This window comes from Echinimonas agarilytica, assembly GCF_023703465.1.
GTDB lineage: Bacteria > Pseudomonadota > Gammaproteobacteria > Enterobacterales > Neiellaceae > Echinimonas > Echinimonas agarilytica.
Genome location: NZ_JAMQGP010000001.1, coordinates 552,969 through 569,915 on the forward strand (window position 1 = coordinate 552,969; position 16,947 = coordinate 569,915).

10 protein-coding genes are annotated in these 16,947 nt (G+C 46.0%); all 10 read left to right on the forward strand.

The window, feature by feature from the left end; genetic code table 11:
• Nucleotides 1-53 precede the first annotated feature (53 nt).
• Entirely contained in the window at nt 54-1,622 is a 1,569-nt protein-coding gene (locus NAF29_RS02370; protein WP_251259879.1) for an MFS transporter, read from the forward strand.
• Nucleotides 1,623-1,635: 13 nt separating this feature from the next.
• The gene (locus NAF29_RS02375) at nt 1,636-2,538 is read left to right on the forward strand and encodes a 2-dehydro-3-deoxygalactonokinase (protein ID WP_251259880.1); all 903 of its coding nucleotides are present in this window, start codon (nt 1,636-1,638) and stop codon (nt 2,536-2,538) included.
• The gene (locus tag NAF29_RS02380; RefSeq protein WP_251259881.1) at nt 2,531-3,166 is read left to right on the forward strand and encodes a 2-dehydro-3-deoxy-6-phosphogalactonate aldolase; all 636 of its coding nucleotides are present in this window, start codon (nt 2,531-2,533) and stop codon (nt 3,164-3,166) included. The genes NAF29_RS02375 and NAF29_RS02380 overlap by 8 nt, the downstream gene beginning before the upstream one ends.
• 157 nt (nt 3,167-3,323) lie before the next feature.
• Complete coding sequence (locus NAF29_RS02385) at nt 3,324-4,064, forward strand: FadR/GntR family transcriptional regulator (RefSeq protein WP_251259882.1); 741 nt, start codon at nt 3,324-3,326, stop codon at nt 4,062-4,064.
• Between the two features lie 289 nt (nt 4,065-4,353).
• On the forward strand, nt 4,354-5,883 hold the full coding sequence (locus NAF29_RS02390) for a sulfatase-like hydrolase/transferase (RefSeq protein ID WP_251259883.1): 1,530 nt from the start codon (nt 4,354-4,356) through the stop codon (nt 5,881-5,883).
• A 45-nt stretch (nt 5,884-5,928) separates the two neighbouring features.
• Nucleotides 5,929-7,380 (forward strand): sulfatase family protein, encoded by a 1,452-nt coding sequence (locus NAF29_RS02395; RefSeq protein WP_251259884.1) that lies wholly within the window; start codon nt 5,929-5,931, stop codon nt 7,378-7,380.
• 306 nt (nt 7,381-7,686) lie between these two features.
• Nucleotides 7,687-9,741 carry a methyl-accepting chemotaxis protein gene (locus NAF29_RS02400; protein WP_251259885.1) on the forward strand — a complete coding sequence of 685 codons (2,055 nt, stop codon included), beginning with the start codon at nt 7,687-7,689 and terminating at the stop codon, nt 9,739-9,741.
• 609 nt (nt 9,742-10,350) lie between these two features.
• On the forward strand, nt 10,351-11,502 hold the full coding sequence (locus tag NAF29_RS02405) for a mandelate racemase/muconate lactonizing enzyme family protein (protein WP_251259886.1): 1,152 nt from the start codon (nt 10,351-10,353) through the stop codon (nt 11,500-11,502).
• On the forward strand, nt 11,499-12,935 hold the full coding sequence (locus NAF29_RS02410) for an aldehyde dehydrogenase family protein (RefSeq protein WP_251259887.1): 1,437 nt from the start codon (nt 11,499-11,501) through the stop codon (nt 12,933-12,935). The genes NAF29_RS02405 and NAF29_RS02410 overlap by 4 nt, the downstream gene beginning before the upstream one ends.
• Nucleotides 12,936-13,238: 303 nt before the next feature.
• A complete protein-coding gene (locus tag NAF29_RS02415) occupies nt 13,239-16,946 on the forward strand; it encodes a TonB-dependent receptor (protein WP_251259888.1) in 3,708 nt (1,235 codons plus the stop codon).
• Nucleotide 16,947 lies beyond the last annotated feature (1 nt).

The window sequence follows — 16,947 nt, forward strand, 5'->3', positions numbered from 1 at the left end:
TTTAAACATAGTATGTTTGAAATGATGTGATGTACACAGGTTTTTAACAAATTATGAGAAAAAATCCAGATCATCTTGTCACCCAATACTCTTTAATTGCCGCCTTTGGTGGTTTTGTATTTGGGCTTGATGCAGCTAACATCTCAGGGGCGTTACGCTTTGTGAGTTCGTTGTTCGAATTAGACAGCCTTCAGCAAGGAACGGTTGTCGGTTGTGCCTTGCTAGGAGTGATTGTTGCTCTGCTGTTTACAGGCACTCTGTGTGAAAAGTTCGGACGCTCTAAAGTGTTGCTCGGAATTGGTTTTACCTACTCCTTGTCATCCCTTCTATCCGCCACTGCTGTGAGTTATGAAATGCTGGTGGTAGGTCGCTTCATTGGTGGAGTGGCATTTGCATCAATCACCGTCTCAGCCATGTATATTGGCGAAATCGCTCCGCCAGAAAAACGCGGCAAGTTCGTTTCTATCAATCAGTTCATGATTGGTTTGGGGCTGTTAGTTGCCTTTGTGGTGAACTATTTCCTCATTAAAGCAATGGATGGAATCAGTTGGATTAATAACGACAATGTTTGGCGTGTCATGCTGGGGGCCGAACTCATTGCGAATGCTGTTTGGGTCGCATTGCTACTTCGTATTCCTGAATCTCCTCGTTGGTTGATCTCTAAGAATAGAGATGATGAGGCGACGGCGATTTTTCATAAAATTGCGCCGCCCGAGCAGGTCGAAAGCTTAACTAGAGAAGTGAAGCAAAGCTTAAGCGCAGCCAACCAGTTAGATACAATGGGGCAAGTGAAAGAGCTATTTAGCCGCCGCATGCGCTTTGTTCTGTTTCTTGCCGCTTGCTATGCAATTGTGCAAGGTGCAACAGGCATGAATGCGGTTCTATTTTTTGCACCCATGGTGTTTGAACAAGTAGGCATGAGTGTTGAGAACACGTTCTTACAAACCATCGCTACAGGTGCGGTAGGCCTCGCGGCTACTTTCATCGCTATTGGCTTTGTTGAAAAACTCGGGCGACGGATTTTGACTATCGCAGGGCTCAGCCTTGTGGTGTTAGCTCATGGCGCAACTTGGTTAGGGTTTAGCCAAGCGAACTATGTATTTGATGACCGAGCGATTACAGCGATTGAGCAACAGCTGGAGGCTCAGCAGATTGATATCAGTAAGATAGCGCCTATGGCCGGACAAACATACGACAGTGATGTCGCGCTTAAACGTGCTCTTGCAGAGCAGTTTGATAAGAAAGAATTCCCCTTGGTCAGCGGTTTTATCATTAATGAGACTATTAAAGACGTGAATGCTGCGCTGGTGTTATTTGGCATCTTTGCATTCCTAGCCGCATTTAATTTGTCGATTGGACCGATTATGTGGGTCATTTTCTCTGAGATATTTCCTAACTCAGTGCGCAGCGTGGCTTTGCCATTCGCTGCACTCATTCAAACGGTTTCGTCTTGGAGTATTCAGCAATTCTTCCCATGGCAACTCAACAACATGGGCGTATCAACCATCTTCTTGATCTATGCTGCGCTGGGCTTAGTGGGGCTCGTTGTCATGTGGTTTGCATTGCCAGAAACCAAGGGTAAGTCAATTGAAGCCATTGAGCTGGAATTAGCCAAAGCATAAGGACAATAGAGTCATGACGTTGATTCAGTGTAAATACCTGATCATTGATTGGGGCACGACTAACTTCAGAGCATTTGCAATGTCGGCTGAGCATCAATTGCTGGCAATGCAAGAGCACCCATTAGGCATTTTACAAGTGGAAAATGCCCAGTTTGAATCGGCTTTAAAAAGAGTGCTAGAAGGTTGGATTGACGACTATAGTGCGGTTCCCGTGTTTATGGCTGGAATGATTGGGTCGCTTAAAGGTTGGGTCAATGTACCTTACGCCACGACACCTGTGGATTGCACAAAGCTCACTGAGAAAGCGCATCAATTTAAGCTTTCTTGGGGCGCAAATGCGGTGATTTTACCGGGTGTTTGTCACCAGTATGAAGGCGACAAGTATGATGTGATCCGAGGTGAAGAAATCCAAGCTCTCGGCTTGGCTAAAATCATGAATTCTGCCGATTATCACGCGATTTTACCGGGCACTCACAGTAAGCACTTGGAGTTTAAAGGCAATACCCTTTATCACTTCGCCAGCTTTCTAACCGGTGAATTGTATTCGGTTATTTCTAAGCACACCTTACTAGGTCGCGATTTACCGAAAGCTCTCGGAGATGAGGCTATCTTTTTGAAGGGGGTGAATGAGGCGCAGCAAGGCGCCTTTGCCAATCGCTTGTTTTTAGCTTGGACACATCGCTTATTTCAAAATCTCACCGCCGAGCAAATTCCCGATTATTTGTCTGGTTTGCTCATCGGTTTTGAATTAAGAGAACTTGATAGTCAACGCGTGTATATCGTGGGGGGCGATCAGTTGTCGAAGTTATATTTACAAGCGTCAACAGCACTCGGCATTGAAGCCACAGTTGTGGAAGGTAACGAATGCTTCTTAGCTGGAATGAGCGTTTTGATTGAGGAATTGTTAGATGATTGATGCGGCAGAATTGGATCGACACTTACCATTAATAGCTATTATCCGTGGTGTCACGCCTGACTCAGTAATCGAGGTTGCAACCGTGCTCATCGATGAAGGTTTCACCATGCTCGAAGTTCCGTTAAACAGCCCAGATGCTCTGACTAGCATCAAGATGTTGGTGGAGACATTTGGCGCGCAATATCTCATTGGTGCGGGCACAGTCACTAATCCAGAGCAGGCACAACAGGTGATAGAAACAGGTGCGAACCTAGTGGTAACGCCTAACTTCAACCAACAAGTGGTGAAAATGTCAGTGGCCGCCGGTTGTGCGACGTTCCCCGGTGTTGTCACACCAACGGAAGCTTTTCAAGCGTTGGCAGCAGGCGCTACCGGGCTTAAGTTGTTCCCCGTATCCATACTCGGCTTGGATGGTTTTAAAGCCCTTAAATCGGTACTCCCAGCGGCAACGCGTTGTTATCCAGTAGGTGGTATTGCGCCGCGTATAGAAAGCATGAGTCCGTTTGTGCAAGCAGGAGCAGATGGCTTTGGTTTAGGTTCTGCCCTTTATAAACCGTCGATGTCGTTGCAACAAATTCGGCAGAATGCATGTGATTATGTGACAAGCTTTAAAGCTTTAAAGCGTTAACGTGTTGAGATTCGGGCGATAATATCCGGCTTAGTCGTGTTTTACTTGATGTAGACGCGATGTTTCTAGGTGTCATTATCGTGGAATTTGTTATAGTATTAAAATAATAAAGGTTATATGTTTGAATGCTATTTAACGGAAGAAAGACGTCTATAAAATGAGTGAATTAGTTTATTACGACCTCAAACGTTCGGCCAAAATGACTCCGAGTTTATCGGTACAAGTGGCCAGGGAACTCGGCAGACGTATTGTTGCTGGTTCATTCGAGCCAGGCTCGCTAATCGACGACGAAAATGCACTTGCAGAACGGTTCCAAGTGAGTCGAGTTGTGGTGCGAGACGCAGTGAAGATTCTCGTTGGCAAAGGCTTGCTGGATGTGCGTCGCGGAATCGGTACGAAAGTAAGGCCTCGTAATGAATGGATTTTGCTTGATGACGACGTACTGGCTTGGCACATCACCGCCACACCGCGAGCGGAGTTTATTAATCAATTAATGGATATCCGCCTGGCCTTTGAACCTAAAGCTGCTCGATGGGCGGCGGAGCGAGCGACTGAAGAGGACGTTAAAGAGATAGACGAAGCCTGCAAACGCATGGAAGAAGAAACCGGCTCGATCGAGAAATTTATCGTCGCTGATGCATTATTCCATAAAGCGATGCTCAGAGCTGCTCATAATGAATTCTTAAATGCGATGGAAGGTGTGATTTACTCGGCATTGTTGGTGAGTGTTCGGATTACCAATCAAGACCCGCGTAAAAATAGTCACTCGGTCGAGTTTCACCGTGAAGTTTACGAAGCCGTTGCAAGTGGTAATGGTGAACAAGCAGAGAAGCTTACAGAGAAGCTTTTATACGATGCGATTCGTCGCTTGAAAGAGAATTTTGATATTGAAAAATAACTCGTGAAATGAGCGAGTTATCCAATTTAAAAACGGGAAGCCATCATGGCTTCCCGTTTTTGTTTCTGGCTCCCATTTCAGAAAATTTAGTGTTGTAAACTAAAACATCATATGTTTACATAGATTCAATGTTAGACCCTTCCTGTGGCGCAACAGATACCGCCCACATCAGAATTGAAAAGTTCACAGGGCGATTAAACGATGAACGCACGAGATTTGAGCCGTTGCTGGCAACGTACATTCATCAGCGACACTTTCATCAAGAATTCGAATAAAAGAGTGTAAAAGTATGAAGACCTTGAGTGCTTTTAAGCGAAAAGGCGTAGCCACATTACTGTGTCTTTTAACTCCTTTCATCGCATCATCTGCAATTGCAGGTGTGCAAACCGCACAGAAAAAGCCGAATGTGCTCGTGCTGATGTTCGATGACATGCGGTTCGACACGTTTTCATATCGAGGCGGCCCAGTAAATACGCCAAATATTGACCAGTTGGCATCGGAGTCAACCCGTTTTGACAATGCCATGACAACAACTGGCCTATGCTCTCCGTCGCGCGCAGCTTTTTATACTGGGCGTTGGGGCCACAAAAATGGGTTAGATGACAACGTTGAGTTGTATCACACTCGCTTGTCCGAACTGGACCCAAGTGAAGGCGGCTTAATCAAACGCGCTTCCGATGCAGGTTATTTAGTGGGCCATGTAGGGAAGTGGCATTTAGGCGCTCGTGGTACAGAAATGCGCGGAGCCGAAATTGATTTAGCCCACGGACATGAACCCCGCGAACGCTTCTCTCGCGTATACACGCCTTATTCGAAAGTGCCTAAGGTCAAAGGTTACTACGAGGGCAAACTCGACAAAAATGGCGAAAAGCACGAGTACTACATCACCACAGAAGGAACTTACGAAGAGACATCCGCCTATAAAAAAGTGATTGCCGGTAAAAAAATGATTCAACAGATGGCGAACGATGACCGGCCATTTTTTGGAGTGATTAGTTTTAATCAGCCGCACCCGGCGTACCGTGTACCAGAGCCGTATGCCAGCATGTTCGATCCTAGTGAGGTCGAGCTACCAGCGAACCACCTTGCTAAGCGTGTGAATAAACCACTGGCGCAAGATGGTATTTGGTGGCCTTGGCATGACGTTGGCCATATGACCGACATGGATTGGCGTAAGTCTCGTACATACTATTACGGTGCCATTGCGATGGTTGATCGCATGATAGGGGAGCTGTTGCAAGCTGCGAAAGACCAAGGTGTGTATGACGATTTGCATATTGTTTTACTAGGCGATCAAGGCAGCATGCTAGGTGAACATACGCTCTATGACAAAGGTCCCTATGCCTACGATGAGCTCATGCGTATGCCACTGCTGATCAAAAATCCTAATTTAGCGCCTCGTGTTGTCAACCGACAGGTGTCTTTGATTGACGTCACTCCCACGCTTGCAGGTGTCATGGGGTTAGAAAATGACGGAGATGTTGATGGTCAAACACTTACCCCATTGATGCAGCAAGGAGATAAAGCTAAAGAAGGCGAGCTTGATTTAGCCCTGTATGCCTACGAGTGGTACAACGGATCTTGGTTTGGAATTCGGGCTCTTCGTACGCCTGAATTCAAATTTGTATGGAACCCAGGCGACGCTCGAGATGAATTCTATGATTTAACCCAAGACCCTGGCGAAGTCACCAATCAAATCAATAACAAGGTCTATAAAAAGCAAATTGCACTGATGGTGAAATTGATGAAACAAGAGCTCAAACGTGTGGAAGATCCATCGCTGAAGAAGCTTGAGCATCACGCCAAAGCGTATCTGTAATCAATACATTGTGGAGCCTTGTTGGGCTCTAATTTTGAGGGAATTATGAATAAGAAAATGTTTAAAAAGCTCGGCGCTTTGTGTTTGATGAGCGCGTCGGCCTTTTCGGTGACTGCCGCAGAACGTCCAAATATTCTGTGGATATTAGTGGATGACATGGGCTACGGCGATGTGGGTTTCAATGGTTCAACGGATATCCGCACACCCAACTTAGATACGCTTGCGCAACAAGGCATGACATTTGATGCAGCATACAACGTTCATCCGTTCTGTGGCCCAAGCCGCGCAGGTTTAATGACCGGCCGCTACCCGCATATGTTTGGTTCGCAGTTTAATCTGCCTACCAGCGATATCTCCGGTGGTCTTGGTATTGACTCTAACGAAACCTTTATTAGTAAAACCTTGCAAAACAGCGGTTATTACACAGGTGTTGTAGGGAAATGGCACTTGGGTGAAACTGCTGAATTTCATCCTCACCAGCGTGGTTTTGATGAATTTTATGGTTTCTTAAATGGCGGGCACAGTTACTTTCCTGAAAAGTTCAAACCGCAATACGAGAAGCAACGCGAGCAAGGCTTAAACTTAGCCATTTTCCCGTATTTAAAACCTCTAGAGCACAACGGCAAAGAGGTTGATGAGAAAGAGTACATTACCGATGGTCTATCGCGCGAAGCGGTGAACTTTATTGAGAAAGCGGCCGACAAAAAAGACCAACCATTCTTTTTATATCTAGCTTACAACGCACCGCATTCGCCAATGGAAGCCAAGCAAGAGGATATGGACCAATTTCCTGACATTCAGGATGAGAAGCGTAAAATTTATGCCGGTATGGTGTACGCCATTGACCGTGGCGTAAAACGTATTGTTGAGTCGTTAAAAGCAACCGATCAATTCGACAATACATTGATTGTGTTCTGGAGCGACAACGGTGGTCGCCCGCCATTAGGTGCAAGCAATCATCCCCTTCGAGGTCGTAAAGGAAGCGCGCTTGAAGGCGGAACTCGCACTCCAATGCTGTTTCACTGGCCTGAAAAAATTAAAGGCGGTCAACACTTCAAACATCCGGTTAGCACGCTTGATTTCTATCCAACATTTGCGGGTTTAGCGGGCGCAGAAGTGCCGAAAGACAAAAAATTAGACGGCGTTGATATTTGGCCGAGCTTGAAGTCAAATACCACTCCTCGCAAGGGTAAAATGCTTTACGTGATGCGCCATCGTTATGGCTTTAGTGAAGTGTCTGCTCGACGAGACAATTGGAAGGCGGTCAATATCGAAGGCAAGCGTTGGGAGCTATATGACATTGAAAAAGACATTGGTGAAACCACTGATTTAAGCGCGAAGTATCCAAACGTGCTGCGAGAAATGGTAGCCGAGATGGAAATTTGGAGCTGGCAACATACGCAGCCTGAGTGGTTCCATATTCATGCTGAAGGGGTTCAATGGCGTGAAAAATCCATGCCTCGTTTTCATGAGACATTTACTTTAAAAAATCAATGAATTAAAGGCGTTGTGAGAAATTACAACGCCTTTTTTTGCGGCTCAATAGCGTGCGCAATTCAGTGAAGCACAGTGACGTGACAATACAACCCTATGGAAAGCAGCTTGAAAAGTAAGGTCAAAATGGAACAAATCCATGACCAAAACTTTTGGCTTTGCCCCAATGAAATAAAGTGACAATGGCTGCCAATAAAGCAGCATTGTTCACTTCATTGGTTTGAAAATACAACACAATAATAAAAGGGATTAATCGCTGCTCGAGTGGACGGGCACGAATAAATCCCTGCTGGGAGGATTGGTTTACTCATGAAATTTCTCAACCAGATCAACATCAAAACACGTATCGTTGTCCTTGCTCTACTGCCTATTTTTGTTATCGGGTTTCTCACCCTTAATCAATACCGTAAAGCCAATATCGAGCTGGACCGGATTGAGCAATTAAATACTGTCATGGATTTGTCGCGGCAAGCTGGATTGTTGATGGATGCAATTCAAGATGAACGAGACTTGTCGAATGGATTTCTCGCAAAAGAAAGCAATATTGGCGGCCCCATCGGCGAAGAGTTTGGCAGCACAGGAAATGACTTTAAGGCACCTTTAGTGGAACAGCGCCGAGCGGTGGACCAGCAGATCCGAGCATTTGAGCAATATGTTCAAGCGCGAGAACAAGATTACCAAGTGTTGCCAACGGTGCAAGCCGCACTCACTCAATTGAATCGCAACTTGGACAACATGATCAATGTACGAGACAAGATTGATCGGTATATGATGCGTGACGGCAATACCTGGACCTTGGTTGTTTATGACAACACATCTGATCAATTTTTCAGGTTGTTTGAGGCCATTGTGCGTATTGCATCGAGTGATCCTGAACTATCGCTAATGAGCAATGCTTACATGGCATTGGTTACCCTCGGTGAGCGTTATTCGGTAGAGCGTGGTGTGGTTGCTCGCGCTAGTTTCATGAAAGGGCTGGATTACAATATCTATGCTCGGGTGAAAACAACACGGCAAGAAATCGACAACACGGTGAGTCGCTTCAATGCCTTTGCGGGTAGGCAGATGGTTGAGAGCTTTCGCCAACAGCACCTCGAATCCGCCACTAACCGTAGCGTATTTGAAGATTGGAAAATCTACCGCAGTTCAGCGGGCAAAAAACTGCCGTTTGAAGCCTTAACATGGTATCCGCGCTCGACAGCGAATATTGATTCACTGAATCGATTTAAAAACAATTACGCTGACCAAATCATTGTGAAGTCGAGTGAGCTTGAGGCGCAAGCAAAGTCGGCCGTGATGTTGAGTCTAGTGATGTTCTTTGGCGTGTGTATCGCGATAGGAACTGTGTCTTACTTTATGATTGTCTCGATTCTTCGTCCGCTCAAAAAACTGGTGAATGAACTGTCACATATCGCTCAGCACAAAGACTTGTCGTATAACGTCAGCGTAGTCGGTAACGATGAGCTGTCGGACGTTGCACGAGCGGCTGATAGTTTGTTGGCCAGCTTTAAAGTTGCATTGACCGGAGTGCTTGAAGTGGAGGTAAAAATGAAAGACTTAACCTCTCAAGTACTTGAGTCGATGAACATCAGTCAACAGCGCACGGAAAACCAAAATCGAACCACTGATGGGGTTTCGGTTGCGATGAACGAGATGACCGCTTCAGTGAGTGAAGTATCAGTCAGTGCACAATCCACCTCAGATGCTGTTCAACGGCTCTATCAAATGTCGGTGAGTAGCTCTGAAAGTGCGAATACCAGCAAAGAGATCATGGAACAGTTAACCTCGGACGTCAGCGAGGCCACATCTATGGTTGAAAGTGTGAATGAGGAAAGTAATTCCATTGGCGCGGTGATCAACGTGATTCAAGGGATTGCTGAGCAAACCAACTTGTTGGCGCTCAATGCTGCTATCGAAGCCGCTCGAGCCGGAGAACAAGGGCGGGGATTTGCCGTTGTGGCCGACGAAGTCAGAGGGCTTGCCAGTCGAACGCAAGAGTCAACCAGCCATATTCAACAGCAAATTGAGTCGCTGCAAAAGCGAGCGAACCAGGTGACATCTACCATGGATAAGCTCAAATCTCAGGGTAATCAGGCAGTCGAAGTCGTGGTTGAGGCGCTCGACTCCTTCGCCGTGTTTCAAAAGGAATTGGATATGATTTCTCAGATGTCGACTCAGATTGCCACGGCTGCCGAGGAGCAAACATTGACGTCGAGCGATATCAATCGTCAGGTGCATGAAATCAAGCTCGACTCGGATGAAATGACCGTACACACTCAAGCTACCCAAAAAGCTAGCCATGAACTTGCGCAGTCCGCGGAGGTGCTTGATTCGCACGTGGCTGAATTCAAAGTAGCGCATTAACAAAGTGTCATCTAGAAAGCCGCTCTAGCGGCTTTTTTAACACCTAATTAACACTTCCAATCGTTGGCAATATACCTCTGAAACTCAGACTATGGCAATAATTCTTTAGTTATTAATAAGCTATGAATTAATTGTTGTTTTTTCTAAATATGACTCTTAAATTAAATGATTGAAAAAATATTATGGCAGAGTCGAATGATCGATTTACATCAGAGTGAGCGCATTCTGACGGTGAGAGTTTGAACCTTGATGAATCCCTAGCAAACGTCTTTTGATCTACGTTTTTAGATTTCGCTCACCAATTTACTGCAGCATGGACGGCTGTACCTGTTGGGTTTGAAGCCGTCTATCACACCATATTCGTATTTTCTTACCCTCTTCTTTTATTTTAATTAACTGATAATTAATGACTTTCATTTTTAGTTGAAGGGTTTTTCAAATGCGTCTATTGCAAAATTCACACATTGCTCACGTTTTTCTTACATACATATTGCAAACGCAAACATCATACGTTTAAATATGTCCTACGATATGTCGCATGCCTTCTTCTTTACGCGATGTGGTAGCAGTCACTGAACGAAATTCAGTGCACCAAGGCAGATTTGAATAATGAAAATAAATTGCATTAAAACTCACCATATTAGATGCCAGCTCAGTGAGCCGTTTGGTTTTTCTCAGTGGTCTTATTCGCAACGCAATGTATTGCTTGTTGAAGTTATTTCCACCGACGGCGTAAGCGGCTGGGGCGAATGCTATGGGCCTGCCGATGTGATTCAGGGCGCAGTTGAAAAGTTCTACGCGCCAAGAATTATTGGGATGGATGCCCTTTCTACTGACCAAGTTTGGCACCACATGTGGCGCTCATCATTAGATTTTGCTCGTTCAGGTGTGATGATGGCAGCGATGTCTGGCATCGACATGGCAATGTGGGACTTGAAAGGCAAGCTCAACAACCAAAGTGTTAGCCAGTTAATGGGTGGCGCATGTCGAGATCGAGTGCCGTGCTACGCCACTGGAATGTATTTCCAAGATCTACCTGAAGATGAATTGCTCACCCAATTAGTTGAAGAAGCGGTGACGTATTCCAAGCAAGGCTTTAAGGCAATGAAAATCAAAGTGGGAAAGAACCCTGATTTTGATGAGAAGTTGATTATTGCCATGCGTAAAGCGTTGCCAAGCACCATTTTGGCCGCCGACTCCAACCATGCGTATGACTTGCCTGAAGCCATTCGTATTGGCCGAGTGCTTGATGAACAAGGTTATAAATGGTTTGAAGAGCCGCTTTCACCTGAGCATCCTGCACTGTTCCGCCAGCTTCAAGACAAGATTGATTTGCCGGTTGCTACGGGTGAGTGTGAACAAACACGCTATGGCTTTAGCAAGTTAATTGCTGCAGGTGGTGTGCAATTGGTTCAGGCCGACTTAGCCTATTGTGGCGGCCCTAGCGAAGCATTGAAGATTCGTACCATTGCTTCAGCAAGCGGTTTGAACATGATTCCTCACGTGTGGGGAACACAACTAAATCTCGCAGCAGCGACTCATTTCTTAGCCACCGCATATTCAGAGCCTGGCCGAGCCGAATCTAAGCCCCTATACCTTGAGTACGATCGGACAGAAAACCCGCTCCGAGACGAAATTTATAAAGTGAATGTAGACGTGATTAATGGCGAGGCAATTGTGCCTACTGCACCTGGCTTAGGTGTGGAGATTGATCTGAAAGCATTGGCTCAATTCACAGTTTGTGCAACGGAAACAAAATGAACCAGAAACAATACAACATGTTGATTAACGGCGAGCTTGTAAGCGCGTCATCAACCTTCTCGGTTGTGAATCCAGACAACGAAAATGTACTTGCATCCGTGCCTCAAGTTGAAGCATCCCAAGTTGAACTGGCATTGAATAGCGCGCATTCAAGTTTTGATGTGTGGGCAGCAACGTCGCTGGCAAAACGCACCGAGTTAATGTTGGAGTACGCCACTGTACTTGAACAACACAAAGATGAAATTGTCGACATTCTGATCAGCGAAACGGGTAAGCCACTCGACAATGCTGAATACGATTTTGGTATGCTCACCACATGCCTTCGCTACTTTGTAGAAGAAGCCAAGCGCATTGAACAACCTGTGATCATTGACCCTGATGGCCGTTTCCATCATTACGTTCAGCGCCAGCCGCTCGGTGTGGTCGTTGGGTTCCTCGCCTGGAACTTCCCATTACTCAACTTTGGATACAAGTTGGCACCTGCATTGGCTGCCGGCTGTACCAGCATCATCAAACCTTCTCAGGTGACTCCGTTAGCCACACTTCGTTGTGCCGAGCTTGCGCTGAAAGTAGGGTTCCCTGCGGGCGTTATCAACGTGATTACCAGTAACGATTACGACGTCACGAATCCGTTGTTGACCAGCGCAATTCCATCCCTGTTTACCATGATTGGCTCAACCAACTCTGGAATCAAAGCGATGCAAACCGCATGTACTTCAATTAAGCACTTTTCGGTTGAGTTAGGCGGCAATGCGCCAGTTGTTGTGTATGACGATGCAGATGTCAAAAAGGCAGCTCAGAACATTATTGATCTGAAATTCGCTAACAGCGGCCAAGTGTGTGTGTCGCCAAACCGCTGCTTTGTACACGAGTCTGTTTACCAAGAATTTTTGGCACAAGCGAAAGCCCATGCCGAAGGCTTGGTGTTGGGTGCAGGTCGCAAAGAAGGTCGATTGATGGGGCCTGTGATTAACGAAAAAGAACGCACGCGTATTCTTGGTTTGATTAATGGAGCCATTGCCGGTGGCGCAAAAGCCGAACTTGGCGGCGCTGTTCCTGCAGAATTAACGCAAGGTTTTTATCTTGAACCAACGATTTTATCGGGCGTATCTCTGGACATGGGCGTTGCTCGTGAAGAGATCTTCGGCCCAGTTTTACCGGTCATTCCATACAGCGATAAAGACGATGTCATTGCGCTTGCGAATGACTGTGAATTTGGTTTGGCGGCTTACGTATACACCACTAATTTGCAGCGTGGCATGCGGGCGGCAAACGAAATTCAAGCCGGTAGCGTTTGTGTCAACGAAGTTCACTATGCCGTTCAGTTACCTCACGGTGGCTTGAAGCAAAGTGGTGTTGGCAAAGACTGTTCGCGCTACAGCTTGGAAGAGTACCTGACGAACAAGCGCGTTTCCATTTTGGTGAACGACTGAGTCAGAACAACCGTGATGAGCCTGCGCTGGCTTCTCGGGATAGGTGTGCAATGGGTAGGACGATTGCACACCAATCTAAAGCACGATTTAAGACAACAATTAAACGCACTAAAAACACACAACACGAATATTGAAGCGGGAGGAATTGAATGGGGTGTATCAACTAAAACACACACGAAAAAGCTATCACTTTGCACCCAAACGCAAAGTGAAATAACAACACACTGCCAATTATAAATTAAAAGACGCCAGAAGAATCCGTGCTGAGCGACTTAAAATAATTAGAACTGAGGATAGAACAAGATGGATTGTAACTTTAATTTATCAGCAATATCTATTGCGATAGTTGCATCGCTAATGTCTTCGTCCATATATGCCCAAGAAGTTGAGGCACCAAAGGAAACCGACACTGGCGATATCGAAGTTATTGAAGTTCGTGGCCTGAAAGGAAGTCTGGCCAAATCGATCAACAATAAGCGTTTTTCAGACAAAATTTCTGATTCAGTATTTGCCGAAGATGTAGGTAAATCAACAGACCAGAACATTGCTGACGCATTGTCTCGTATTACAGGTGTGACTGTCCAAGAAGAAGGAGGTGAGGGAACTCGCATCTCTGTTCGTGGTACAGGCCCATCACTTAACCAAGTTTCAATGAATGGCGTTGCTTTAACTGGCGGATTCAGCACAGATGGTTCCGATGCCGCGGCAACCAACGACAACAGTGTTGATTTAAGCTCATTCTCTTCCGACATTCTTGCATCGATCGACGTGGTTAAAACTGCATCGGCAGAGCAAGACGAAGGTTCACTTGGCGCCAATATCGTGTTGCGCACGGTGAAACCGCTCGATTTAAGTAAGCCTCGCCGTGCTTTTACGGTTGAAGGTCGTCACAACGAGTTTGCTGATGACAATGATTACCGCATTAACGGAACGTTCTCAGACAAATTTTTTGATGAAAAACTCGGTTTCATCATTACTGCATCGAAAGACCGACAAAACACGCGTCAAGATCGCATCAATACCGACTGGGCCGACGGTGCCATTCCTATTGCAGACTTAGAGGCAGGCAGTGGCCGTACGGCGCATGATATTGCAACCGGTCAGCCGATTCGGGTTCAAGGTTATCAGCGCGATGACGAAGGTAATATCATGTACGACGACAGCGGTAATAAACTGCTGGTCCCGCTTGATAGCTTGCAAAACTATGACCCTGCAACGCAAAAGTTACACGAAGGTGATTTGTTTGTTTTAGCGCGCGAAATCGTAGATTTTGGTATGAACACGGATGAACGTGAGCGCATGTCCATTTCGACTGGCATTCAATATCGTCCGAATGACGATTTAGATATTCAGCTTGATTTAACCCGCACAGAACAAGACATTTTAACTGACAACCACACATTGCGCCTGAACATGTCACCGGTAACGCCGTTAATACATGCAGGGGATGACAACACCGCTCTAAATGGTGTGGACTTGTCGAGCAACACCTTGGCTAAATCCAGCAGCCGTTCAACCACGGGTAACTTCGTTCGCTCGTACGGTTTACGTGAAGTGGACACCAATGTTGCGTCATTAGATATCAACTACAACATTTCTGACTACTTCAAAGTTAACTTACGCGCTGGTTACTCGAATACTACAGATGAAACGCCAGACGACAACGAAGATGATCGTTTTATGTCGGTCAATACCGCCACGTGGGGAACTGCTGGACGTGAAATTGTAGAAAGCATGAAGCATGACCAGTTTGAAATGATCGGTTATGACTGTACGAAGGGCTCAGATTGTTCATATGCAACTGGCATCACGCCAGCTGTATTTGATGCCTATGACGGTACAGCCAATGCCATCTATAGCCGTTTCAATCCATATGACTATCAGCACAATCACTTAGGTGGCTTAACGCTGCGTAAAAATGAGCTGGAAGATACCAATAAGTCGTTGTTCCTCGACTTCCAGTATGACTTTGACTTTGATTACATCACGTCAATCGAATTTGGTGGAAAGTGGTCTAAACGTAATAAAGAAGTGTCGATTCAAAACCGTGCAACAACTAATGGTTCTGACCTCATTGATTTAGAAGATCCAGATGCTGAGTTTGAAGTACGTGGTTTGGGTACGATTCGTGTTGCCGATATCTTATCTGGTGATGCATTCCCTTACGACAACTATGCCGAAGACATTCAAAGCGACCGTAGTACCAAGTTCTTTGGTGGCTGGCCTATGTTGGATGGCGAAAAAGCCTTAAGCTTGATTGCAGGTAAAGACTCCAGTGAGCTGGGTATTCGCGAAACCATTACCGGTAGTCGTGAAATCGAGACAGAAACACAAGCCGCATACTTTAAAACCAACTTCGAACTCGCCGATGGTCGTTTAACTGGTAACGTTGGTGTGCGTTATGTGAAAGACAAAACCACAGCCTCAGGTGTGGGCGGAATCACTTATGTCCGTTACCCGCAGATGTTGGACCCATACAACCTGCTGGTGGAGCGTGGTTTGGCGAATATGAACCAGGCGCCTTGCCCTGACGCTGTGATGGGACAAAACCCAACAGGTGATTTCGACCATCGTTATACGCCTGAAAACGAAGCTGATTTGCAGAACTGTCACGCTTGGCAGATCACGCATGGTTACAACCGTTCAAACGATGCAACGATTCCATTTGATAGTGCAACAGGTAACTGGCTAATCCCAGGCGCTGACGGCCAAGTGGGGCCAGACGTCAACCGTTTGGTTTGGACTGACGCGAACGGCAATATTACTCAAAACAATCCTTTGCCATCGATGATTTATGACCAAAATGGCAACTTGGTACCAACCTCTGCAAATGCATGGGCGCACTTTGGTAGCGGTGGACATATCTGGCCATTCTTAGATCGCACTACATCTTTCACTGGCCCGCAGGGCGATGGCCGTGAAGTTCAAGACCGTATTGCTTGGGTGACGAACAAAGGTGAGCACGAAACTTGGTTGCCAAGCTTGAACTTAAACTATGCCATCAGCGATGAAATGATTGGTCGTTTCGCAGTGACTCGCACCATGACACGCCCACGTTTCGATTCGTTGAATCCACGCACTCAAATCTTCGAGCAGCAATGGGATGCAGCACGTGGTTCTGCGGGCAATGCGAAACTTAAGCCTCTGAAATCAAACAATATTGATCTTTCATACGAATGGTATTTCAGTGAGTCAGGTTTAATCTCTGCTGCCTTGTTCTACAAGAACATGAAAGACTTTGAAGAAACGGTCATTGTTCCGTTCCACTACGAGGATCGTCGCACAGAATATGACTTAGTTGATGCCGATTTATTGTTGCCGTTTGATGAGAACCGTACGCCAGGCGATGCCGACGATTGTATGCCGATGCGCCAAGTGGCTGGTTTCTTTGACCAATGGGATATTCAGTGTGACGTTGCCAACATGACCACTGTAACCAATGGTAAAGGCGCTGACATTAAGGGGATTGAATTAGCCTATACACAAGACTATGACTTCTTACCGGGTATGTGGTCTGGTTTGGGCTTGAGCGTGAACTATACCTATCAAGAATCAGAATCTGATAAGCAAGAAATTGGCGATACAGGTGTTTTCTTGAAGCCTTTACCACAGGCTTATACGCCTGAAAACTCGGTCAATACAACCTTGTTCTGGGAGAAGGATGGTATTCAACTTCGCCTCGCAAGTCGCTTTACAGATGATGTACTGGTTAACCGTGGTTTAATCGGTGGAGCAACATGGCAAGAACAAAACCATCGTTTAGATTTCAGCTCTAGTTATCCGATTAACGACAACTTCAGCATTACTTTCCAAGCACTAAACATAACGGACGAAACGTTCCGAACTTACTACACCAGTTCGTTCACCCGAAATGCGTTCGAGCCTAACTCTCAAGAAGTGGTTATGGATGAAGGTAGTCCGCTTGAGAATGGCAACGTTACGACTTCACGTACTGCGTCTGTTTGGAAAACTGGCCGCCAATACCGTTTAGGTCTGCGCGCCACATTTTAAT